At 63.1% G+C, this 23,553-nt stretch carries 20 protein-coding genes; 15 read left to right on the top strand and 5 right to left on the bottom strand.

Going from position 1 to position 23,553, the window contains the following annotated elements; translation table 11 throughout:
* The first annotated feature begins 183 nt into the window (after nt 1-183).
* The 4 genes from AC5ZGW_RS10550 (at nt 184) to AC5ZGW_RS10535 (ending at nt 3,817) form a co-directional block, all read left to right on the top strand.
* Entirely contained in the window at nt 184-468 is a 285-nt protein-coding gene (locus AC5ZGW_RS10550) for a hypothetical protein (protein WP_130229387.1), read from the top strand.
* 1,146 nt (nt 469-1,614) lie between these two features.
* Nucleotides 1,615-1,911, top strand: coding sequence for a hypothetical protein (locus AC5ZGW_RS10545; RefSeq protein ID WP_130230693.1), 297 nt, complete (start codon nt 1,615-1,617; stop codon nt 1,909-1,911).
* Nucleotides 1,912-2,132: 221 nt separating this feature from the next.
* On the top strand, nt 2,133-3,560 hold the full coding sequence (locus AC5ZGW_RS10540; RefSeq protein ID WP_130230695.1) for a non-oxidative hydroxyarylic acid decarboxylases subunit C: 1,428 nt from the start codon (nt 2,133-2,135) through the stop codon (nt 3,558-3,560).
* On the top strand, nt 3,557-3,817 hold the full coding sequence (locus AC5ZGW_RS10535) for a non-oxidative hydroxyarylic acid decarboxylases subunit D (RefSeq protein WP_130230697.1): 261 nt from the start codon (nt 3,557-3,559) through the stop codon (nt 3,815-3,817). Before AC5ZGW_RS10540 ends, AC5ZGW_RS10535 begins: the two co-directional genes overlap by 4 nt.
* Before the next feature lie 235 nt (nt 3,818-4,052).
* Here AC5ZGW_RS10535 and AC5ZGW_RS10530 read toward each other — a convergent pair whose 3' ends face one another.
* From AC5ZGW_RS10530 to AC5ZGW_RS10515, 4 genes are all read right to left on the bottom strand, one after another.
* Entirely contained in the window at nt 4,053-4,892 is an 840-nt protein-coding gene (locus AC5ZGW_RS10530) for a universal stress protein (protein ID WP_130230699.1), read from the bottom strand.
* Between the two features lie 352 nt (nt 4,893-5,244).
* Nucleotides 5,245-8,805, bottom strand: coding sequence for an error-prone DNA polymerase (locus AC5ZGW_RS10525; protein WP_130230701.1), 3,561 nt, complete (start codon nt 8,803-8,805; stop codon nt 5,245-5,247).
* A complete protein-coding gene (locus tag AC5ZGW_RS10520; protein ID WP_130230703.1) occupies nt 8,802-10,304 on the bottom strand; it encodes a Y-family DNA polymerase in 1,503 nt (500 codons plus the stop codon). Before AC5ZGW_RS10520 ends, AC5ZGW_RS10525 begins: the two co-directional genes overlap by 4 nt.
* Nucleotides 10,305-10,545: 241 nt before the next feature.
* On the bottom strand, nt 10,546-11,337 hold the full coding sequence (locus AC5ZGW_RS10515) for an ImuA family protein (RefSeq protein WP_130224279.1): 792 nt from the start codon (nt 11,335-11,337) through the stop codon (nt 10,546-10,548).
* A 285-nt stretch (nt 11,338-11,622) separates the two neighbouring features.
* Here AC5ZGW_RS10515 and AC5ZGW_RS10510 point away from each other — a divergent pair, with 285 nt between their 5' ends.
* Both AC5ZGW_RS10510 and AC5ZGW_RS10505 read left to right on the top strand, forming a co-directional pair.
* Nucleotides 11,623-12,978: a UdgX family uracil-DNA binding protein gene (locus AC5ZGW_RS10510; RefSeq protein WP_130224281.1), complete on the top strand. Its 1,356-nt coding sequence runs from the start codon at nt 11,623-11,625 to the stop codon at nt 12,976-12,978.
* Nucleotides 12,979-13,385: 407 nt separating this feature from the next.
* A complete protein-coding gene (locus AC5ZGW_RS10505; protein ID WP_130224283.1) occupies nt 13,386-15,014 on the top strand; it encodes an inorganic phosphate transporter in 1,629 nt (542 codons plus the stop codon).
* Between the two features lie 182 nt (nt 15,015-15,196).
* On the opposite strand, the gene AC5ZGW_RS10500 is transcribed toward AC5ZGW_RS10505, so the two are convergent.
* Nucleotides 15,197-16,369 carry a M20 aminoacylase family protein gene (locus AC5ZGW_RS10500; RefSeq protein WP_130224285.1) on the bottom strand — a complete coding sequence of 391 codons (1,173 nt, stop codon included), beginning with the start codon at nt 16,367-16,369 and terminating at the stop codon, nt 15,197-15,199.
* A 211-nt stretch (nt 16,370-16,580) separates the two neighbouring features.
* Here AC5ZGW_RS10500 and AC5ZGW_RS10495 point away from each other — a divergent pair, with 211 nt between their 5' ends.
* The 9 genes from AC5ZGW_RS10495 to AC5ZGW_RS10455 all read left to right on the top strand — a co-directional run bounded on the left by AC5ZGW_RS10495 (nt 16,581) and on the right by AC5ZGW_RS10455 (nt 23,517).
* Nucleotides 16,581-18,200: a GMC family oxidoreductase gene (locus tag AC5ZGW_RS10495; RefSeq protein WP_130224287.1), complete on the top strand. Its 1,620-nt coding sequence runs from the start codon at nt 16,581-16,583 to the stop codon at nt 18,198-18,200.
* Between the two features lie 78 nt (nt 18,201-18,278).
* Nucleotides 18,279-18,647, top strand: coding sequence for a type II toxin-antitoxin system RelE/ParE family toxin (locus AC5ZGW_RS10490; RefSeq protein ID WP_130224289.1), 369 nt, complete (start codon nt 18,279-18,281; stop codon nt 18,645-18,647).
* 2 nt (nt 18,648-18,649) lie between these two features.
* Nucleotides 18,650-18,991, top strand: a complete 342-nt coding sequence (locus AC5ZGW_RS10485; RefSeq protein ID WP_130224291.1) for a helix-turn-helix domain-containing protein — start codon at nt 18,650-18,652, stop codon at nt 18,989-18,991.
* Between the two features lie 5 nt (nt 18,992-18,996).
* Nucleotides 18,997-19,905, top strand: a complete 909-nt coding sequence (locus AC5ZGW_RS10480; RefSeq protein ID WP_130224292.1) for an alpha/beta fold hydrolase — start codon at nt 18,997-18,999, stop codon at nt 19,903-19,905.
* A gap of 120 nt (nt 19,906-20,025) precedes the next feature.
* Entirely contained in the window at nt 20,026-20,556 is a 531-nt protein-coding gene (locus AC5ZGW_RS10475; RefSeq protein ID WP_130224294.1) for a putative immunity protein, read from the top strand.
* A gap of 128 nt (nt 20,557-20,684) precedes the next feature.
* Nucleotides 20,685-21,386, top strand: a complete 702-nt coding sequence (locus AC5ZGW_RS10470) for a glutathione S-transferase family protein (RefSeq protein WP_130224296.1) — start codon at nt 20,685-20,687, stop codon at nt 21,384-21,386.
* Complete coding sequence (locus AC5ZGW_RS10465; RefSeq protein WP_130224298.1) at nt 21,376-22,089, top strand: class I SAM-dependent methyltransferase; 714 nt, start codon at nt 21,376-21,378, stop codon at nt 22,087-22,089. The genes AC5ZGW_RS10470 and AC5ZGW_RS10465 overlap by 11 nt, the downstream gene beginning before the upstream one ends.
* Before the next feature lie 139 nt (nt 22,090-22,228).
* A complete protein-coding gene (locus tag AC5ZGW_RS10460) occupies nt 22,229-23,179 on the top strand; it encodes a metallophosphoesterase family protein (protein ID WP_130224300.1) in 951 nt (316 codons plus the stop codon).
* 14 nt (nt 23,180-23,193) lie between these two features.
* Entirely contained in the window at nt 23,194-23,517 is a 324-nt protein-coding gene (locus AC5ZGW_RS10455; protein ID WP_130224302.1) for a cupredoxin domain-containing protein, read from the top strand.
* Nucleotides 23,518-23,553 lie beyond the last annotated feature (36 nt).

Below are 23,553 nucleotides of genomic sequence, written 5' to 3'. Positions count from 1 at the left end.
GCCGGCGAAACTAAAGCGGGCCGTGTGACAGGCCCTGCGTGCGCAGGCAGATCCTGCCTGACCATCCCTCCTGTTTTGACGATGCCGACCGCCTGCCCTTTTCGGCATGGTTGAACCGGTCGCGCTTCGGCATTCCCTCAATTGTGTGCCCAAGAGCAGTGCCCGAACTGGGAAGGAGTTGCAATGGCCATCGATCCCTTGACCGCCGCCGGCGTCGTGCTGGCGACGGCCGCAACCGATGCGGTCTACGTGATGTTCACGTCCGCCGTGGTGGCACGCAAACGCGTGCCGGCGGCAACCTGGAGCAGCGTCTGGTACGTGCTCTCGTCCTATGCGGTGATCAGTTACACCGAAAACTCGGTCTACGTGTTGTTCGCGGCGATCGGCTCCTGGGTCGGCGCCTACCTGACGATGACGTTCTTGCATCGACCTCCCGGCGGCCCACCGGTCGGGGCGGCGGTGGAGTGAGCGCGTAGATGATGCGTAGGATGGGTAGAGCGCAGCGAAACCCATCGCGACGGAGTAAGCGGCACGAATGATGGGTTTCGCTGCGCTCTACCCATCCTACGATGTCGTCCCCTGTGAAAGCAGGGACCCATAACCACAGGGAGTGGTTGTGGCGCGAGCCAGCGGTGCGGAGCCGTAGGGTGGGCAAAGGCGCATCAGCGCCGTGCCCACCGTTACCACTTCGCTCGTGATGGTGGGCACGCTTCCGCCTTCGCTCGTTGAGCTACGGCGGACAAGTCGCTTTGCCCACCCTACGGCATCGCCGCGAGTTCTGATTCAGATTTCAAACAGCAGAGGGATGTGAGTTCGCGTTCTCGCGGCGCATTGCGTCCGAGGTTTGCGTCACTTTCCACCCTCCTCGATAGCAGAGGGCGCAGGGAAAGCCGGGTGCTGGTTGCACCCGTGGGTCCCGTGCAACAAAAAGCACGGGGGTAGGACCACAGGTTCAACCGAAGCATTCCGGCTTTCCCTGCGCGATGGTTTACGGTTTCCTTCGTGCTCTCCTTGGTGACCGGGCTTTCTTGCCACCATCGCCTCTCGCGCGGATTTCTTCGCGCAAAAAACTTAGCGCCAGCGTCGGGGCGCCAGGACCACACGACTTCGCCGTCCGCGATGCGCGTGCTCGTCAGTCACACCCATCACGTCCACCGCATCTCACCGCAACGTTCGTGACGATCGCGAACCGCCCCTCATCCGCCGTGAGACGCGCGGAGTTAAATCACTGATTTGCCCGACGGCGAAAGCGGAATGTTTTTCGCGGCTGGGCTGGACGAGGCAAATCACCTTGGAATCGCTTGCATAATTTGCTTCGCCGTGCACGCGACTTTGGACCCTCTTGGTGAGGAGCGCGCAGCGCGTCTCGAACCATGAGGCCCCGCTCTCGCCTGGAGCCCCTCCCTCGAGACGCCGCTAACGCGGCTCCTCGGGATGAGGGCGGGGGCGCCGTTGCAGGGAACAGCCTTTGGTAGTACTTCTTTTGCAGGGCCAGTCACGCTTGTCTCTTCCGGGAGACCGCGATGACCGCGGCGCACCGATCCTGCCTCACTTCAATGAACTGCCGCCTTCGATTTCCGCGAGAATGCGGATCACCTCCGAGGGAGATGTGAAATGAAGGAAGCCGAGCACTTCTACGCGGCGCCCGCAACCAGCAGCAAGACCCCGGACGGGGTGGTCCGTTATCTCGATGGCACCGACCTGGAGACCAAAACCCAGGCGCTGCGTCTCTCGACGGTTGGTTCGGACGGATGGCCTCACGCTGCCCTGCTCAGTGCAGGCGATATGGTGATCGTGCCTTCTGGTCGCGTCCGCTTTGCGGTTTTTCCGCAATCGACAATGGCCTCCAACTTGAACGCGAAGGACGGCTCACGATCGCGCTTTCACTGGATGGCGGCATTTGCGAGATGAAGCTCCGCTGTCGCCGCCTCGCACACTCTTCTGCCGATGTGCCGCTGGCGTTGTTCGAGGCGGAGGTCGAGTCGGTACGCCAGCATGTCGCGCCATACGCGGATGTGACAGGCGGAGTCACCTTTGCACTGCACGATCCTCAAGCCGTACTCTCGCGTTGGCAACGGCAGATTGCCGCGTTACGCGCCGCCTGAAACCAATCCGAGCAATCGGGGGCAGAAATGCGTGCCTACAAGGACCTTCGTGAATTCCTGTCCGTCCTCGAGCAAGAGCGGCAATTGCTGCGCATCCATGATCAGGTTCTTCCTGAACCCGACATCGCCGCCGCGGCCTGCGCCCTTACAGAGATCGGCGAGGACAGCCCCGCGATCTATTTCGACAACATCGCCGGCTACACCAGCGCTCGGGTCGCCATGAACATACATGGATCATGGAGCAACCATGCTCTCGCGCTTGGCATGGAAAAAGACGCCAGCATGCGCGATCAATTTTTTGAGTTCGTCCGGCGCTTCCAGCAATATCCTGGCACATTGGAGCGCGTTGAGACCGCGCCCTGGCAGGAGGTTGTCGTCGACAAGGACGTGAACCTCTACGAACTGCTGCCGCTGTTTCGTCTCAACCGCGGCGATGGCGGCTACTTCATCGACAAAGCCTGCACCATCAGCCGAGACCTGGACGACTGGAACAATGACGATGTCGAGAACGTCGGCATCTATCGCCTGCAGGTCAAAGGGTGGAATCGCCTTGGAATCCAGACTGTGCCGCAGCACGATATCGCGATCCATATGGCTCATGCGGAAGCCCGCGGCCAAGACTTGCCAGTCGCGATCGCGCTGGGAAACGAGCCTATCATCACGCTGATGGGCGCGACGCCGCTGCTTTACGATCAGCTCGAATACAAGATGGCGGCCGTGATGCAGGGCGCGCCATACCGTGTCGTCAAGACTGCAAAGGGCCTGGATGTCCCCTGGGGATCCGAATATGTGCTGGAGGGCCGCCTGCTTTGCGGACAGCGCGAGACCGAGGGGCCGTTTGGTGAATTCCCCGGCTATTATTCGGGATGCCATAAATATCCGGTGATCGAGATCGATCGCGTGTCGCACCGCAAGGATCCGGTCTACGACGCGGTCTATGTGGGGCGGCCCTGGACCGAGCTCGACTTCCTGCAAGCCATGACGACGAGCGCGCCGATCTTCCTTCAACTCAAGACGACGTTTCCCGAAGTCGTTGCCGTCAATGCACTCTATACCCACGGTCTGGTGGTCGTCGTCTCGACAAAAATCCGCTATGGCGGCTTCGCCAAATATGTGGGCTTGCGCGTGCTGACCACGACCCATGGTCTCGGATACGCAAAAGTCGTGATCGTTGTTGACGAGCAAGTCGACCCGTTCGATCTTAAGCAGGTGATGTGGGCGATATCGGTGAAGGTAAACCCTGCGGGCGACATCGTGACCATCCCGAATCTCGCGGAGAATCTCCTGGATCCGGCCTGCAGTCCGGCCGGCGTGGTGACCAAGATGATCATCGACGCCACCACGCCGATCGCGCCTGACATTCGCGGCGACTATGGCGAGGAACTCGACAAGCCGCAGCACACCGATCAGTGGCGGACCAAGCTCATGGCTCTGGCGAAGGAGATGCGGACATGACGGCGACAACCGCCGACACTCTTCCGGCCGCATGTCCGCGATGTCGATCAGGCAAGATCGAGGTCCGCAGCAAATCTCCCGTTGCCGGGGTCTGGACCGTGTTCGGTTGTCCGACATGCCTCTATGTCTGGAGATCGACCGAGCCGGAGGAGAACGTGAACCCGGACAAATATCCCGTCGCCTTTCGGCTGCGCCCCGAGGATCTTCCTAAGCTGCAGGTGGTTCCGCCGATCCCGCCGCGTCGATCATCCTCGTGAGTCCGTGCAGGACATTGGCCATTGTCATTCCGGGGCGATGCGAAGCATCGAGCCCGGAATCTATTTCTCCACTTGCGCCTGCGGCCCAATGGATTCTCTGATGTGCACTTGCACATCATAGCTCGCGCTGCGCGCGCCCCGGAATGACGGACAGTGAGAGTTTCTCGGCCATCCCTCGTGACGCCGCTTCGCGATGCCCGGAATGACACCTCGGGCAGTCCGGTGGGCACGATTTTCAATGCGCCATCAATAACGGCAAGTCTGCGTGTTCCATGATGTGGCTGGTGGCGCCGCCGAAAATCAATTGCCGTAGCCTGGTCCTTGTAAAAGCTCCCTTGACCAACAGGTCGCAGCCGTCGGCCTTGGCCGCGGCGAGCACCGCTTCGCCGGTGCTGCGACCGTTCAGCTCGATGCTCAGGGGCTCGGCGGCAATGCCATTGTACCGCAATTGCTTGCGCACCTGATCGGCCGATGGACCCGGCACATCCTGTCCGCCGATGACAGTCAACACCGTCACGCGTCCGGCCAGGTGCAATAGCGGCATCGCCAACGCGTTGGCGCGGGCCTGCTCGGTGCTGCCATTCCAGTGGATCATGATGTTGGTCGCGATCTGTTTCGGAGCAGTCGGCGGCGACAGCACAACAGGCCGACCGCTTTCGAACAATCCCGACTCGACCGCCCGCCGATAGAGAGGGTCCGTAGCAGCACCCGGCCTGCTCATCACAATCACATCGAACACGCGGCCATGGCTGCCGACGAGGCCCTCGCCCGGCGGCACCTCGGCGAACCAGCTATACCAAGGTCGGTCCGCGGTCATTTTCGCAGCAGCAACACCGTGCTGCTGCATGAAGGTCTCGAACAGCTCGCGCTCGCCCGCCGCCTCCGCTTCGCGCCGTACCCGATAGGTTTCCATGGAATAGCTGCTGGCCAGCCCCGCCACGACAAACTCAGGCGTGCCAAACCACAGTGGAACCCCCTCGATATAGGCGCCAGTGCGCCGCGCGAGCAGCACCGCCGTTTCGAGTGTGGATGTCATGGCCGGGGTATTTTGGGTCGGTACCAAAATCGTCTTCATTGTCAGCTCCCGCCCGTTGCAGATGAACGATAGTCCAGGCAGCCAAAACGGCACTGACTTTCGACATGCTAGACCTTCGGGACGGGATCGCCAACGCCGAGTGCATTGCGAAATGGATTCTCTGTGGTTACGCATCATAGTTCGCGCCTTCGCGCCCCGGAATGACTGAGGGAGCCCGTGGCCCATCCCTCGAGACGCCGCTTCGCGGCTCCTCGGGATGAGGAGTCATTCCGGGGCATCGCGAAGCGATGAGCCCGGAATCCATTTCTCCGCCTGCGGGTGCGGCGCAATGGATTCCGGGCTCGCGCTGCGCGCGCCCCGGAATGACGGAGGAGAGAGGCGGCGCGCTCCCTCAATGGAAATCGCGTGACGGCGGCAGAATGCGGACGTTGCGGGGGTGGCGGATTCTTTGCGGGGAGTTTTCGCCGTGGTCGCGGCGATCGTCATTGAGGGGTTCGACCAAAGCGGGGCCGGCGGGCACGGCAGGCTTGGCGCTGAAGGCGTCGTTGGAGAGATTGATGAGGTCGTAGGAGCGGTCGATCATGCGTTGCGCGACCAGGTGCGTCACCTCCTCCGGGCTGCTCTGGATATAGCCCTCGACCAAGATCAGACGCGCGCCCATCACCTCTTTCCGGTATTGCTCCATCACCTTCGGCCACACCACGATATTGGCGATGCCGGTTTCGTCCTCGAGCGTCATGAATACCACGCCATTGGCGCTGCCCGGACGCTGCCGTACCAGCACCACGCCGGCGCAACGGACGCGGCGGCGGTCGTTGCGATGGCAGATCTCCTTGCAGGACACCACGCGCTCTTTTTCAAACATCGCGCGCAGGAACTCCATCGGGTGGCCTTTCAGCGACAGGCGGATGGTCTGGTAGTCGGCGACCACCTGCTCCTGCCGCGGCATCTGCGGCAAGGGTTTTGCGTTCTCGTCCGGCTGCTCGCGGGCAACAGCGGCTTCGAACAGAGGCAATGGGACATCGTCGGGCAGCCGCCGCACTGTCCAGAGCGCTGCGCGGCGATCGAGCCCGATCGAGCGGAAGGCATCGGCGTCCGCCAACAGGATCAGCGCACGCTTGGGCAGGCCGGTGTCGCGGGCGAAATCCTCCAGCGAGGTGAAGGGACGCCGCTGCCGCGCCGCGACAATGCGGTCGGCCCAGTCGATTTCTTCACCTCTCCCATAGGGAGAGGTCGCGCCCAACGGGTCGCGCCGAAGGCGCGCCCGATGACAGGCTCCAGCGCGGGTGAGGGGCGCGGTCTCTCGTGGGACCTGAGCCCCCTCACCCGACTTGCACATGGTCATGTGCAAGTCGACCTCTCCCCGCTGGGGAGAGGTGGGAGCGTGCGGCAACATCGCAGGTTCACCATGGAATGACGCCTGGATTTGCTTCAGCTTCTCCTCATCCGGGTCTTTCCAGTTGAAGCCGTCGATCTGGCGGAAGCCTAGCCTCACGGCACAGTGCTTACCGCTGCCCTCCTCCAGCGTGTTCTGGGCGAAGCTGAAGGATACATCGATCTCGCGGACTTCGACGCCGTTCTTGCGGGCGTCGCCGACGATCTGCGCGGGAGCGTAAAAGCCCATCGGCTGCGAGTTGAGCAGCGCACAGCAGAAGGCGTCGGGATGATGATGCTTGAGCCAGGAGGAGATGTAGACGAGTTGGGCAAAACTCGCGGCATGGCTTTCCGGGAAGCCGTAGGAGCCAAAACCCTTGATCTGGTCGAAGCAGCTTCTGGCGAATTCGCCATCGTAGCCGCGTGCGACCATGTTGCCGATCAGCTTGTCCTCGTACTTGCCGATGGTGCCGAGATTGCGGAAGGTCGCCATCGAGCGGCGCAGGCCATTGGCCTCTTCGGAGGTGAATTTTGCGGCTTCGATGGCGATCCGCATCGCCTGCTCCTGGAACAGCGGCACGCCGAGGGTCTTGTGCAGCACCCTGTACAATTCGTCTGCAGGACCGTGCTCCGGTGACGGTGATGGATAGCTCACCTTCTCCTGCTTGTTTCGCCGGCGCAAATAAGGATGCACCATGTCGCCCTGGATCGGCCCCGGACGCACGATCGCGACCTCGATGACGAGGTCATAGAACTCCCGCGGCTTCAGCCGCGGCAGCATGTTCATCTGCGCGCGGCTCTCGACCTGGAACACGCCGAGCGATTCACCGCGGCACAGCATGTCGTAGACTCTCTTGTCGTCCTGCGGAACGGTCGCAAGCTCCCAGCGCTCGCCCTTGTGATCGGCGATCAGGTCAAAGCTCTTGCGGATGCAGGTCAGCATGCCCAGCGCCAGCACGTCGACCTTCATCATGTTGAGCGCGTCGACGTCGTCCTTGTCCCATTCGATGAAGGTGCGGTCTTCCATCGCGGCATTGCCGATCGGCACGTAGGTGTCGAGCCTATCCTGCGTCAGCACGTAGCCGCCGACATGCTGCGAGAGATGGCGCGGGAATTCGATCAGCTCGGTGGCAAGATCGACGGCGAGTCCGATCATCTCGTTCCTGGGGTCGAGCCCCGCCTGCCGCACCTGCATATCGTTGAGGCCCTTGCCCCAGCTTCCCCACACGGTATCGGCGAGCGCGGCGGTGACATCCTCGGTCAGCCCCAGCGCCTTGCCGACGTCGCGGATCGCGCTGCGCGGACGATAATGGATGACGGTTGCGATGATGGCGGCGCGGTGACGGCCATAGCGGCGATAGACATATTGCATCACCTCCTCGCGCCGCGAATGCTCGAAATCGACGTCGATGTCGGGCGGCTCCAATCGCTCTTTCGAGATGAAGCGTTCGAACAGGAGATCGACCTTGATCGGGTTGACCGAGGTGATGCCGAGTACATAGCAGACTGCGGAATTCGCCGCCGATCCCCTGCCCTGGCACAGGATATTCTGACTGCGTGCGTACCGGACAATGTCGTGCACGGTCAGGAAATAATGCGCGTATTTCAGTTTCCTGATCAGGCGCAATTCTTTGTGCAGGGTCTTTTTGATTTTCGGGGAAATCCGGATCGGAAATCTTTCGTGCGCGCCTTGCCACGTCAAATCTTCCAGGTGACGCTGCGCGGTCTTGCCCGGCGGCACCGGCTCATCGGGATATTGATATTTGAGCTGATCGAGCGAAAAGGTGATGCGGTCGGCAAAGCGCATGGTCTCGGCGATCGCGTCGGGAAAATCGCGGAACAGCCGCGCCATCTCCTGCGCAGGTTTCAGATGCCGCTCGGCATTGGCTTCCAGCTTCCTGCCGATGGCATCGATCGTCGTCTTCTCCCTGATACAGGTGAGCACGTCCTGCAGCGGGCGGCGCGCCGGATGGTGATAGAGCACTTCGTTGGTCGCGAGCAGCGGCACGCCGGCTTTGGTCGCAAGATGGTGCAATCGCGCCAGGCGCCGCCTGTCGTCGCCACGATAGAGTAGGCTTGCGGCGAGCCACACGCCATCAGTGCGGCTCGCCTTCAACCGCGCGAGCAGATCGAGCGCCTTGGCCATCTCGAAACGATGCGGCAATGACAGCACCAGGAGCTGGCCTTCGGCGAAATCCAGGAGGTCGTTCAGCTTCAGATGACATTCGCCCTTTTCGATCCGCTCGATGTCATCGCCGCGCTTGCCGCGGGTGAGAAGCTGGCACAACCGGCCGTAAGCCGCGCGGTCGCGCGGGTAGACCAGGATGTCAGGCGTGCCATCCATGAATACGATGCGCGAACCGATCAGCAGCTTTGGCGGATGGGTCACTTTCGAATTTTCGAGCTCCTTGTAGGCGCGCACGACACCGGCGAGCGTGTTGTGGTCGGCAAGCCCGATCACGGGAATGCGGAGAATGCTCGCCTGATGCACATAGGCGCGCGGATCCGATCCGCCGCGCAGGAAGGAGAAATTGCTTGTGATGCCGATCTCGGCATAGTCGGGCGCCGGTTCCATCATGCGAAAAGCCCATGCACGAACCAATTGGCGGGAATGGGCTTGCCGTCTTCGTCGATCAGTTCGCTGTCGTAAAGGCCGTCGCGAAAGATCCAGAAGCGCAGGCCCTGCTCGTCCTCGACGCGGAAATAGTCGCGCGTCAGCACCTTCCCGTCGCGCTGCCACCATTCCATGGCTATGCGCTCGGGACCCTCGACCCGCACCACCTGATGCGTGGCGCGCCGCCAGGTGAAGCGATGCGGCGGTCCATCCGGCACGGTGGCGAACGGCACCTTGATCGGCTCCGGCCTTTCGAACAGGCGCAGCGGACGGAGCGGCGGTTCGCCCTCGGCGCGCGCGGGCCAGGCGGCTTGCGAGGCCGCGGCCAGATGATGCTGCGCAGGGGCGGCAAGCGCCGCGCGCTCGGGGATATGGGTATCCTCCGGCAGGTACACGACCACGCGCTTGCCGCCGATGCGGGCGGCGATGCGGTCGATCAGCGCGGCAAGCTCGTCATTGTCGTGGACATGGGCATCGAGATCGCGCTGCTGCTGCACCACGATCTCGGTACGACCAGCCGACAGGCGGATCAGGTCGAAGCCGAAGCCGGGATCGAGGGGATCGCTCAGTGCATCGAGCCGCTCGCGGAACAGGCGGTCGATCACCTCGGGCTTCGTGACCGCGCGCCCGGTCTCGACGGCAAGCGTGCGCACCGCGCCGTCGGTGCGGAAGAAGCCTGCTTCCAGCTTCCGCGCGCCCTTGCCCTGCTTGTCCATCGCCTGGACCAGCATTCTGGCGAGGTTCTGCAGCGTCATCGCGATCATGGGCTCGGTCGTGACCGGCTCGGGAAACCGCTTTTCGACGATGTAGTCAGGCAATGGCTTGCGCGGACTGATCGGCGCATCGCCCTGCCCCAGCGCATGCGCGAGCCGCGTGGTGAAGGCAGCACCGAAACGCGCCGCAATCTCATGGCGCGCGCGGGCAGCAACATCGCCGATGGTCTTCAAGCCGGCGCGGCGCAGGCCTTTGGTGATCGTCTCATCGGCGCCCAATGCCGAGATCGGCAGAGGGCTGACAGCTTCGACCTCCGCACCATCCTCGATGATCCTGCCTGACGAATGCCGCGTCAGCGTACGCGCGCAAACCGAGGTGGCGGCGATCGCGCCGCTGACGGCAAAGCCGCGCCGACTGAGAGCGCCGCAGATGATCTGCAGCATCGCGTGTTCGCCGCCGAACAGATGGGCGCAGCCGGTGATATCGAGGAAGAGACCGTAGGGCGGATCGAGCGCCACCAGAGGTGTGAAGCGGTCGCACCAGTCGGCGATGTCATTGAGCGTTTTGGCATCCGCGACCTCGTCGGCATCATAGACCGTCAGTTCCGGGCAGATCGCGCGAGCATTGGCGAGTGGCAGGCCAGTCGACAGCCCGCTTCGCGCGGCGATGTCGTCGAGAGAGTGGATGACGAGCGCGTTGTGCTCCTTGATGACCACGACACTGGGGATCTCTTTCTTCACCTCTCCCATAGGGAGAGGTCGGATCGCATCGTTAGATGCGATCCGGGTGAGGGGTGCGGTCTCTCGCGGGACCTGAGCCCCCTCACCCGACTTGCACATGGCCATGTGCAAGTCGACCTCTCCCCGTTGGGGAGAGGTGGGAACTCGCGGCGATGCCGGTTCGATCAAGGAGACTGCGTGACTCGCGGAGGCACCCCCACCCCAGCCCTCCCCCGCTTGCGGGAGAGGAGGTGCGGCGTCCGTGTGGCGATCAACTGGCGAGGCGGTGCGCGCCAGTTGCCGCTTGATCCGATCGATGGGCAGGCGCGGCAGCCACAGGCTGAGGATACGCCGACGGTTCACTGAAAAGGCACTCATCACATTTCCATTCCATGATCCATCGCCCGACCGGGCCATGACGGTTGCGAACGAGCTGCGCATCGAACAGAGGCGCGCCCCACGCGCTCCAACTGGCGCCCGGCGGCGAATGCGCCGCGCGCACGATCCATCTGGTTTCCGCGGTGGACGGAAGCGGCGTTGCGGCGAGGCGCAGCAGCAGCGCGGGGACGCCTGATGATTGCGCTGATAGCGTCAGCTTGCGGCTCGCGACCAGATCGAGCTGCTTGGACTCGCCCCAGACTTCCATGATGACGGCGCCTAACGCGTCGCAGGCGAGCGCATCGGCCGTGGTGCGCAAGGCATTGTCGATGTCGGCGGCGCGCACGGTGACGAGGAGGCGCGGATCGAGGCCGAGTTCGGACAGACCGTTCATCGACAGCGCGCCGGATTCGGTTTCGGAAAAATCCTGCCGCACCCAGACCAGCGGCTTTCGCGCGGCAAGACGGCCGGCGAGACCTGCGATGAAACCGGTGGCGGAAGCGCCCTGGTGCCCCTCGGCAAACACCTCGTGCACCGCGGCTTTCGCGAGGCCGCCCTTGAGCATCGCATCAGCGCCGGCATGACCGAGCGCGATCCGCGGCAGCGGATGCGCTTCATTGGATGTCTCAATGCGCTCGATGCGCCCACGTAGGGACGCAAGCGTGCTCAGGCGTGCGCTCGTCATGCGCCGCTCCTTAAGGAAGATATCGGGGCCGCTGCTGGCTTCCGGGAGAAACTAGAAGCTGGCCCAATTGTTCATGGTATGTTCTAATATAAAGCCAACTGCGCGGGAGGAGTCAATCAGATTGGTAACGGGATAAATTCATGAATGAAATCAACTGGATTCATGAGAGCCGTCATGGCCGGGCTTGTCCCGGCCATCCACGTTCTTTCCTTGGTGAGGAAGGCGTGGATGCCCGGGTCAAGCCCGGGCATGACGAGAGGAGAGACAGGAGGGAGAGTAAGTGCCATGCACCACATCATCCTGGGCAGCGAGACTGATTTCGACGGCTGGCGAAAGGCAGCACGGACGCTGGTGCTGAACGAGGTGCCGCCTGACGATGTGACGTGGACGGTGCGCAACAACGAAGTCGAACCGTTCGATGCGCCGGACCGCGAAGCGCCGCTCGAGCCGCCGCACGGCACGTTCAGCGTGCCGGCCAAATTCGTCGAGCTGGCGAAAACCGCGATCCTGCATCGCGATGCCGAGCGCTTTGCCCTGCTCTATCGCCTGTTGTGGCGCCTGCGCCGCGACCATGACCTGCTCGACGTCGCCGACGACCCTGATGTCGCGCGCATCCATGCGATGGCGAAGGCCGTGCATCACGAGGCACAGCGGATGCGGACGTCGATCCGCTTCCGCGAGATCGGGCGCGAGCACAAATCGCATTTCGTCGCCTGGTTCGAGCCGCAGCATCATGTCGTGGAACTGGCGGCGCCATTCTTCGCGAGCCGCTTCGCCGACATGCCCTGGTCGATCCTCACACCTGATGTCTGCGCACATTGGGATGGACATGCGGTGTCGATCACCCCTGGTATCGGCGAGGCCGGGATGCCTGCAGGCAATCGGCTGGAGGAAATCTGGCAGCGTCATTACGCTACGATCTTCAACCCGGCCCGGCTGGCAGCGAAGCAATCGAGGAACCTGCGGGAGGCTTCGACGATTAAGCCCACAAGCGAAATCGCCACGCCACCGGAACCCGCCATGATCCGCCACGCCGACCGACTGAGTGCGCTGCGGAAGGAAGCCGCCGATTGCCGCGCCTGCCATCTCTATGAGCATGCGACCCAGACCGTGTTCGGCGAAGGCCCGCAAAGCGCGCAGGTGATGCTGGTCGGCGAGCAGCCGGGCGACAAGGAAGATCTCGCCGGAAAACCGTTCGTCGGTCCCGCCGGCCTGATGCTCGACCGCGCGCTCGACGAAGCCGGTATCGACCGCAAAAAGGTCTACGTCACCAATGCGGTGAAACATTTCAAATTTGTGCCGCGCGGCAAGATCCGCCTGCACCAGAAGCCGAATACGCCGGAGATCAAGGCCTGCCGCCAATGGTATGAGCGGGAACTCGCATCGATCAAACCGGACCTGGTAGTGGCGATGGGCGCGACCGCTGCGCAATGCGTGTTCAACAAGCTCACGCCGATCAACAAGAACCGCGGCCGCCTGATCGATCTTGACAACGACGTCAAGGCGCTGGTGACGGTGCATCCCTCCTATCTGCTGCGGCTCCCCGATGAGGATGCGAAAGCGCGGGAATATCAACGCTTTGTCGAGGATCTGAAGATCGCCGCGGAACTGTTGAGGAAACGCGCGCGGGCTGCGGCATAAGCATGGCCCCATGCATAGCACTGCAAATATCAAGCCGTTGATCTATTTACAACCTTACATTGATGGACAATACTCCCCTATTACAGGGGGAGTTTGGGGCGTCTTGTTCACGCCAATGACGTTCCCATGCGGTCGACGCGCTGCCACGGCGCCACAGCCCCGGCGTCAGGCAGCGCGCGACCGCTCCTCTCCATCACACATCCATCACACACTTTCGCTACGAGCATGGCTCGTCATGTGAATGGTCAACATTCGTGTCGCGAGCGCGCGTGACAGACGATCATCGATGCAACACCCAAGCACCGTTGCGACACGCGTTTCATTCAAGCACACTACGGCTGTCATCTAACCTTCAAGTCAATGGTCAAGACTAAGGGCCTCCTTCCGTATTTCGACGGGGCCTCAGAATGACCGATTTTGCACTCAATACTTCAGTACGCGACGAAAGACCGATTCAGCCGGCTTCAAGGCCAAATCTCGATAAAGGCTTCAATCCGCTGACGATGATCCTCTTCTTCGGCATCCTCGCGGCGGGGTTGCTGTTCGTCGCCTACAGCATCTATTCCGACGTCGATGCCACCGGCACCCGCGTCACCACGTTCTTGCCCTACATCCTGCTGTTCGTTGCGCTCTTGATTGCGCTCGGCTTTGAATTCGTCAACGGCTTCCACGACACCGCCAACGCGGTCGCGACTGTGATCTACACGCATTCGCTGCCGGCCGAAGTCGCGGTGATGTGGTCGGGCTTCTTCAACTTCCTCGGCGTGCTGCTCTCGTCTGGCGCGGTCGCCTTCGGCATCATCTCGCTGTTGCCGGTCGAGCTGATCCTGCAAGTCGGCTCCAGCGCCGGCTTTGCCATGGTGTTCGCGCTGTTGATCGCCGCGATCCTGTGGAATCTCGGCACCTGGTATTTCGGCCTGCCGGCCTCGTCTTCGCACACGCTGATCGGCTCGATCATCGGCGTCGGCATTGCCAACGCGCTGATGCGCGGCCGCGATGGCACTTCCGGCGTCGACTGGAGCAAGGCCACCGAGATCGGCTACGCGCTCTTGCTGTCGCCCCTGGTTGGCTTCATCTGCGCCGCGATACTCCTGCTCGTGCTCAAGATGATCGTGCGCAACCCTGCGCTCTATGCCGCGCCGGAAGGCCACAAGGCGCCGCCGCTCTGGATCCGCGGCCTCCTGATCCTGACCTGCACCGGCGTCAGCTTCGCGCACGGCTCCAACGATGGGCAGAAGGGCATGGGCCTGATCATGCTGATCCTGATCGGCACCGTGCCGACGGCGTATGCGCTGAACCGCACGCTGCCGGAATCCATGGTCGCCCAGTTCCAGAAGAACTCGGAAGCTGCCTCCAAGGTGATCGCGGCGAAGGGCGCCGGTCACAGCATCATCGGCGATCCCCGTCCGGCCGTGACGCAGTACATCTCGCTGCACCACCTCAATGAGGGCACGTTCCCCTCGCTCGCGGTGCTGGTGAAAGATGTCAGCGACCAGGTGACGAGGTACGGCTCGCTGACCAAGGTGCCCGCGGAAGCGGTCGGCAACACCCGCAACGACATGTACCTGATTTCGGAAGCGATCCGCTTCCTGATGAAGGACAAGGAGAGCGACCTCAGCAAGGAAGACGTCGCGACGCTGAATGCCTACAAGGCTTCGCTTGACAGCGCGACCAAGTTCATCCCGACCTGGGTGAAGATCGCGGTGGCGATCGCGCTCGGCCTCGGCACGATGATCGGCTGGAAGCGGATCGTGATCACGGTCGGCGAGAAGATCGGCAAGACCCACCTGACCTACGCGCAGGGCGCCTCCGCCGAACTCGTTGCCGCCGCCACCATCGGAGCCGCGGACACCTTCGGCCTGCCGGTGTCCACCACGCACGTGCTGTCGTCCGGCGTCGCCGGCACCATGGCCGCCAACGGCTCGGGGCTGCAGATGGCGACCATCCGCAACCTCCTGATGGCCTGGGTACTGACGCTGCCCGCCGCGATCATGCTGTCGGCTTCGCTCTACGTGCTGTTCGCGAACGTGTTCTGAGCGGCAGAGCCATCAACAACAAAGGCCCGCGCGATGCGCGGGGCCTTTTTGTTTTGTGCGAGGATAGCGCCACACTCTGTCATTGCGAGGAGCGCAGCGACGAAGCAATCCATCTCTCCGCAAGCGGAGGCATGGATTGCTTCGCTGCGCTCGCAATGACGGGGAAGGACGACGAAAGGGCGTCACACCGCGAGCGTGTTCTCCACCAGCTTGATCCAGTAGGACGTGCCGTAGACGATCGCCTCGTCGTTGAAATTGTAGGCGGGGTGATGCAGGCCGGCGCTGTCGCCATTGCCGCAGAAGATGAAGGCGCCGGGGCGCGCTTCCAGCATGTAGGCGAAATCCTCCGCGCCCATCATCGGCGGCATTTCGTGGACGTTGTTCTCGCCGGCGATTTCCTTGGCGATCTTGGTCGCGAACTCGGTCTGCGAGCGATGGTTGACGGTGACGGGATAGCCGCGCTCGTAGGTGAGGTCGATCCTGGCGCCGGTCATCTGCGCAACGCCGGCGACCACCTCATGGATGCGCTTCTCGACCAGCGCCCGCACCTCCGGCGTCAGCGTGCGCACCGTGCCACGCAGCTCCGCGGTCTGCGGGATGACGTTCCGGGCATTGCCGGCGTGGAATTCGCAGATCGAGATCACGGCCGAATCCAAGGGATCGACGGTGCGCGAGACGATCGACTGCAGCGCCGTGATCAATTGTGAGCCGACCAGCACGCTGTCGATGCATTTGTGCGGCCGCGCGGCGTGGCCGCCATGGCCTTCGATCCTGAAGTCGATCGCGTCCGTTGCCGCCATGATCGGGCCGGTCCGGATGGCGAACGAGCCGACGGGGATGCCGGGGCCATTGTGCATGCCATAGACCTGCTCGATGCCGAACCGCTCCATCAGCCCGTCCTTGATCATCGCGGCAGCGCCCGCGCCGCCCTCCTCGGCCGGCTGGAAGATCACAACCGCGTTGCCGGCGAAATTGCGGGTCTCGGCGAGGTAGCGGGCGGCCCCTAACAGCATCGCGGTGTGCCCGTCATGGCCGCAGGCGTGCATCTTACCCGGCGTCCTGGATGCATAGGGCAGATTGGTCTCCTCCTCGATCGGCAGCGCATCCATGTCGGCGCGCAGCCCGATCACCCTGATGTCGCCACTGCCGGCTGGTTTCTTGCCCTTGATGACGCCGACCACGCCGGTGCGGCCGAGCCCCGTCGCGACCTCATCGCAGCCGAATTCCCGCAGCCGCTCGGCGACGAATGCTGCAGTGCGGTGGGTGTCGTACATCAGCTCGGGATTTTCGTGGATATCCCGCCGCCAGGCCTGGATGGCGGGCTGCAGGTCGGCGACGCGGTTGACGATGGGCATGGCACTTCTCAAGTTCTGTGATTCAAACGTGTGTGATGTTTAGCATGCAAGCGGCGGTCCACCCAACAGGCGCACCGGCCGGTCATGCCTATTCGTCATGGCTGGGCTTGTCCCTCCCGCCCACGTCTGATTGTTTGGGCAGCAGAAAAATGCGCAGATGCCTGGAACATTTTCGGGCAACGCGGCCCACGGACGGGTGGAAAGCAAGAGAATGCCTGGAAAGCTCGAGGGTGATTTCGACTATATCGTCGTGGGCGCCGGCACCGCCGGCTGCATCATGGCCAACCGGCTTTCGGCCGATGCCTCAAAGCGCGTGCTGGTGCTGGAAGCCGGCGGCGACGACAACTGGATCTGGTTTCACATCCCGGTCGGCTATCTCTTCGCGATCGGCAATCCGCGTTCCGACTGGATGTTCAAGACCGAGGCGGAGCCCGGCCTCAACGGCCGCGCGCTCGCCTATCCCCGCGGCAAAGTGATCGGCGGCTGCTCGGCGATCAACGCCATGATCTCGATGCGCGGACAGGCCGCCGATTACGATCACTGGCGCCAGCTCGGCCTCACCGGCTGGGGCTACGACGACGTGCGGCCGGTGTTCCGCGGGATCGAGGATCATTTCCTCGGGCCGAGCGAGGACCACGGCACGGGCGGCGGCTGGCGCATCGAGGCGCCGCGGCTGTCCTGGAAAGTGCTGGACGCCGTCGGCGACGCCGCGGAAGAAATGGGCATCAAGCGCATTCCGGATTTCAACACCGGCGACAACGAAGGCGTGAGCTATTTCCACGTCAACCAGAAGCGCGGCCGCCGCTGGTCTTCCGCGCGCGGCTTCTTAAAGCCCGCATTGCACCGGCCGAATCTGCGGCTGGAAAAGAACGTGCTGGTCGATCGCCTGCTCGTCGAGAATGGCCGCGCCGTGGGCGTGCGCTTCATCCGCGACAATGAAATCATCGAGGCCCGCACCACGGGCGAAGTGATCCTGACGGCCGGCGCGATCGGATCGGTGCAGGTGCTGCAGCGTTCGGGCATCGGACCCGCCGACTGGCTTGCGCCGCTCGGCGTCGATGTCGTGCTCGACAGGCAGGGCGTCGGGCGCAACCTGCAGGATCATTTGCAGCAGCGCGCGATCTACAAGGTCACTGGCGTGCGTACGCTGAACGAGACCTATTACTCGCTGTTCCGCCGCGGCCTGATGGGCCTTGACTACGCGCTGCGCCGCCGTGGTCCGCTCACCATGGCGCCGTCCCAGCTCGGCATCTTCACCCGTTCCGATCCGCGCCGCGAGCGCGCCAACATCCAGTTCCACGTGCAGCCACTGTCGCTCGACAAGTTCGGCGATCCCCTGCACCGCTTCCCCGCAATCACCGTGAGCGCCTGCAACCTGCAGCCGACGTCGCGCGGCACCGTGCGCATCCGCTCGGCCCAGCCTGACGAGAAACCGTCGATCGCACCGAATTATCTTTCGACCGACGAGGACCGCCAGGTCGCAGCCGACGCGATCCGCACCACGCGGCGCCTGATGAAGCAGAAAGCGCTTGCGCAATATCGGCCGGAGGAATTCCTGCCCGGCCCCTCTGTGGGCGATGACGATGCATCGCTGGCAAAAGCCGCCGGCGATATCGGCACCACGATCTTCCACCCAGTCGGCACCGCGAAGATGGGCACGGCCAGCGACCCGATGGCCGTGGTCGACGAACGCCTGCGCTTCTACGGCATCGCCGGCCTCCGCATCGCCGATGCGTCCGTGATGCCGACGATCACCTCGGGCAACACCAACACCCCGACCGCGATGATCGCGGAGAAGGCCGCTGCGATGATTTTGGAGGACGGGCGGTAACCCATCTCGTTCTGTGCGCCGAATTCGCCTTTGGCAGCAGCCATTGACCAAATCCTATAGGTATATTACTATATAAAAGTGAATGATGCGTTGCGCGAGATTAAGCCTGCCATTTTCGTGGGCTCGAGCCAGAAGGACTTGCGGGCCTTTCCTTCAGCCGTCCGAAGCGAGATCGGTCAATCGCTTTTCGAAGCGCAACTGGGCGAGCATCCACGCAACGCCAAGCCCTTGAAGGGCCTGGGCGGCGTACTAGAGATTCGAGACAATTTTGACGGCGACACTTACCGAGCCGTCTACACAGTCCGGTTCGAAGGCGTCCTGTACGTCCTGCATGCGTTCCAAAAGAAATCCACAAGTGGGATCGCCACACCGCAACGACATATGGATTTGATCCGGCAGCGTCTACGCGACGCGGAGGCTATCCACAAGGCAACCAAGGGAGACTAGCGATGAGCGCCAAGAAAAAAGTGCCCGCCCATACCAAGGGCTCCGGCAACATTTTCGCTGATCTCGGCTTGCCCAACGCCGAGGAGCATCAATTGAAGGCCGCGCTGGTCGCGCAGCTCAAGCGGCTGATGGCCGAACGGGAGTTGACTCAGACCGAGGCCGCCAAGCTGGTCGAAATGAAACAGCCCGACCTCTCGAAACTCCTGCGGGGTCACCTCAAGCTCGCATCCGTGGAAAAACTGATGCGGATGCTCACTGCTTTCGACCAGGACGTGGAAATCAGGCTGAAGCCGCATCGTAAGCGCGGCGAGGCAGGCCGGATCACGCTTGTTTCTGCAGTGTAGAATGTATGCTCAGTCAGCGCCGCATCTCGATCGGGTCTGCAGATAGGCGCATTGCGCTGGTGCAATGGGCCGAAGACAGCTCGCACCGGCCGCCCGCGCTTCTGCTGCATGGCACAGGTTTCGTGGCCGACGTCTGGGATGACGTCGCGCGCGATCTTGCATCCGACTACACGGTATATGCGCTCGATCGCCGCGGCCACGGCGACAGCCACAAGCCCGCGGCGAACTGCTATCACTTTCAGGACTATGCGCAGGACGTGTGCGCGGTCATCGAAGAGCTTGATCTGCACGACATTTACGGCATCGGCCACAGCGCAGGCGCAACCGACCTGCTGCTTGCCGCAAAGCTGCTGCCGGGACGCTTCGCACGCCTGTTCGTGATGGAGCCGACCATTATGGATCCGCGCGCCGCGCGCGACTGCGTGACGGGATTGAGCGAACGAGCAACCTCCTCCGTGCAAGGCGCCCTGCGCCGCCAGGCCGAGTTCGACAGTTTTGACGCGGTATTTACACGTTATCGCGCCGCGCCGGCATTTGCGGATTGGTCCGAGACTTCGCTCTGGGCCTATATCAGGCATGGCTTTGCGCCCCTGGAGAACGGAAGGGTACGGCTTCGTTGCACGCCCGAAATCGAGTCGGCGATCCTGCGCCCGATCTTCGAGGCCATGGAGCAGGTCTACGCCGGAGATGCGCGCGGCAATCCTTTCGGCTGGCTCAGTGAAATCGATTGTCCCGTGCGCGTGGCCACAGCCGAAAAGTCCTGGCCGATCTACAAGGAGATGGCGTCACGAGCCGTCTCGCTCATTCCCGATGTCAGCGCGTGGAATTTCGATGGCATCGGCCATTGCGTGGCGCAGGAAGCGCCGCCAATGCTGTTGCAGGCCCTGCGGGAATTCGCGCGATCGGAACGATGAAGCCCGCTCACTGCAGCACCGGGCTAATCCAAAGCCGCGTCGCCGGTCCTCTATATTGAAACAGCCCAGAGCAACACGTTAGTTCGTTGCGAATATCCATTGTGGAGGAAGTTCAAATAAATGGACAAACCAACCTTACCGGAATTGACGATCGAGAAGCTATGCCATGTTGCGAATTGGGCCGCCGACTGCGCGGAACGAGCACTCCCGGTGTTCGAGGCGCGCGCTCCAAATGACGCTCGTCCGCACCAAGCCATCTACGCCGCACGAGCTTTCGCGCGCAGCGGTGTACGGACCGCAGATCTTCGCAACTTCGCGTGGGGCGCACAGTCGGCCGCAAAAGATGTGCAAGATCCTGCCGCAGCTGCAGCCGCTCGTGCCGCTTCGACCGCTGCCGCGACGGCTTACACGCATCCAATCGCGACATCGCACCAGACAAATCACATCTTGAGCTCAGCCGCCTACGCCGCGCATGCAAGGGCGCTTTCGGCCGGCGACGAACCCGGTGCGAGCGACGCTGAAATTCGGTGGGCGATAGGGCGTGCATCGCCCGAGATCAGGCAGCTCGTCCAGCAATTTCCTACACGCGCCCCAAGCAAAGGGCGGTTTCACACACTGCTTTATCGCCTCGATACCGGCTTGCGGAGCTGATCGACGTACATGCGTCGAATGCTGGCCGGCCGAACGCATCACGCAACAATTGAAGTTGCGAAAGATGCGAGAAGGCGTTATATCGTCGCGTAGCCGGGCGCGCTGCGCCGCCACCGACGATCGGGCTCATGAAACTCTACAACTTCGCCTTCGGCCCCTACCCGCAGCGGTTGACTATCTACGTCGCCGAAAAGGGCCTCACGGATATCGAACTGATCCGTTTGGATCCGCCGACCGACCAGACGAACTGGCCGCCGGCCTTGCTCAAAGGTCTCACGCCCGCCAGTTCGTTGCCGATCGTCGTAGACGACGACGGGACGGTGGTCGGGCAGTCGCTGGCGATCCTCGAATATCTCGAGGACACCCGTCCGGGCCCAGACATGCGCGGCAGGACGCCAGCGGACCGGGCGCACACACGGGAGCTCGTCACAGTCTTTGACGACGCGCTTTCGTTCTTCGCCCTGTGGGCCCGGCACGGCAGCCTTCTGAATCGCGGCGTCGACCGCGAAAGTCGCGACGTCGCCGAGATCTGCGCTCCCAGCTATTTCCAGAAACTGCGGCTCGCCGAGCGGATGATCGGCGATGCCGAATTCCTGGCCGGCGAAGCCGTGACCATCGCCGATTGCGTCGCGATGGCGACGCTTCGTTACGTCGACGGCTTCTACGACGTGCCGATCCCGTCCGATTGCTCCCGGCTCTCCAATTGGTACGCGCGCTTCTCGTCGCGGCCGAGCGTGCCGGCCCATGACTTTCCTCCCCATCAGCACGCGCTCGCGCGTCATCTGATGACGCAGACCGGGATTTCGATCGAGAATGCGCATGAAGAATGACGCGTCCACCGCTGCCTCGCCGGTTTCCGAGATCGTGCGCCACTTCAGCGATCGCGCAGCGGTCGCCCGCTACGCCGAGGATACGCCGCGCAAGGTGCCCGGCTTCGCCGATCTTCAGCGCATGGCGTCGCTGCTGCTCGCCGAACGCGCGCCGGAAGCGGCTGATATCCTCGTCCTCGGTGCCGGCGGCGGTCTGGAGCTGAAAGCGTTCGCCGAGGCAAGGCCGCGCTGGGGCTTCACGGGGATAGATCCCTCGGCGGCGATGCTCGATCTCGCGCGTGACGTGCTGGGGCCGCTCGCCGCGAGGGTCCGGTTGCTGCAAGGTTTGATCGAAGACGCACCTGCCGGGCCCTTCGATGGCGCGACCTGCCTGTTGACACTGCATTTCCTTTCGAAGCCGGAGCGCCTGCGCACGCTGCGCGAGATGCGGCGACGGCTCAAGCCGGGCGCGGCGCTCGTCGTGGCGCATCACAGCCGGCCGCGGGGCGGCGCGCTCGAATGCTGGCTGACGCGCTCCGTCATGTTCGCGAACGGCACCGGAGCCGATCCCGCGCAGGTGTCGGCCTCCGCCGCTTCCATGGCGCAGCGGCTGCCCATTCTGTCCGCCGAAGAGGACGAAGCGCTTCTCGCGGAAGCGGGCTTTTCCGACGTCGCCCTGTTCTACGCCGGATTTACGTTCCGAGGCTGGGTCGCAGCCGCCTGACGGGATACACCTTGCACGGCGCTGCTGCTCACGAAATCGTCATCGCCTCGCGCCAATAGACCGCCGCTGCCGGGAATAACCCCTCCCCTCGCCCAATCACATCTCCGCAGACCCAATCACGGGCGCATGGAGAACTGCGATGAGCGAGTTCGATCACGACCACAGGGACGAAGGGCGCGGCGTGAGCCGCCGCAGGGTGCTGGAGTGCATGACCTGGGCGGGCACCGGCGTGCTCTGGACAGTGGCGGGCGGCGTGCCGCGCTCGCTCGGCATGGTCGGTTCTGCGCAAGCCGCCGAGGCTTCCGGCATGACCTTCCTGCAGATCAGCGACAGCCATGTCGGCTTCGACAAGGCCGCCAATCCGAACGCGCTCGGCACGCTGGAAGAAGGGATCGGCAAGATCAACGCCATGCCGGCGAAGCCCTCCTTCATGATCCACACCGGCGACATCACACATCTGTCGAAGGCCGCCGAATTCGACAATGCCGAGCGCGTCATCTCGCAGGCCAAGCTCGACGTGCATTACGTGCCGGGCGAGCACGACCTGATCGACGAGGAGGTCAAGCTCTACAAGGAGCGCTACGGCCGCGGCACCAGGGGCGCCGGCTGGTATTCGTTCGACGCCGGCGGCGTGCACTTCGTCGGCCTCGTCAACGTCGTCGACCTCAAGGCCGGAGGCCTGGGCAATCTCGGCGCCGAGCAGCTCGAATGGCTCGAGGACGATCTGAAGGGCCGCTCGAAATCGACCCCTATCGTGCTGTTCGCCCACATCCCGCTGTGGACCGTCTATCCGACCTGGGGCTGGGGCACCGAGGACGGCGCACGCGCGCTGGAATATGTGAAGGGTTTCGGCTCGGTGACCGTGCTGAACGGGCACATCCACCAGGTGATGCAGAAGGTCGAAGGCAACGTCACCTTCCACACCGCGCGCTCGACCGCCTTCCCGCAGCCGGCGCCGGGCACTGCGCCCTCGCCGGGTCCGATGAAGGTCGAGGATGCCAAGCTGCGCAGCGTGCTCGGCATCGCCAGCGTCAACTTCAAGCAGGGACAGGAGCGCCTCGCCATCATCGACACGCCGCTGCAGGGCTGAAGAGGAACAGGTTCATGAGCACGATCAATCGCCGTGACTTCGGCATCGCCGTCGCCGCGGCCATGCTGCTCCGCGCCACCGCTGCGCGCGCCGCCGATATGGAAGTGCATATCGACAATTTCGTTTTCCAGCCCGCGCAGCTCGACGTGAAGGCCGGCACGACCGTCACCTGGACCAATCGCGACGACATTCCGCACACGGTGGTATGCGCGGGAAAATTCAGGTCGAAGCCCATGGACACCGACGGCAGCTTTTCATTCACCTTCACGGAGGCCGGCGAGTACAAATATTTTTGTTCCCTGCACCCGCACATGACGGGCATGATCAGGGTCGAGTAAGTTGACGATCTCTGCCAGCGCACCCCTGCCCGGCCG

Source organism: Bradyrhizobium sp. Crot121, assembly GCF_059512385.1.
This window is presented reverse-complemented; position numbering and strand designations above follow the sequence as displayed.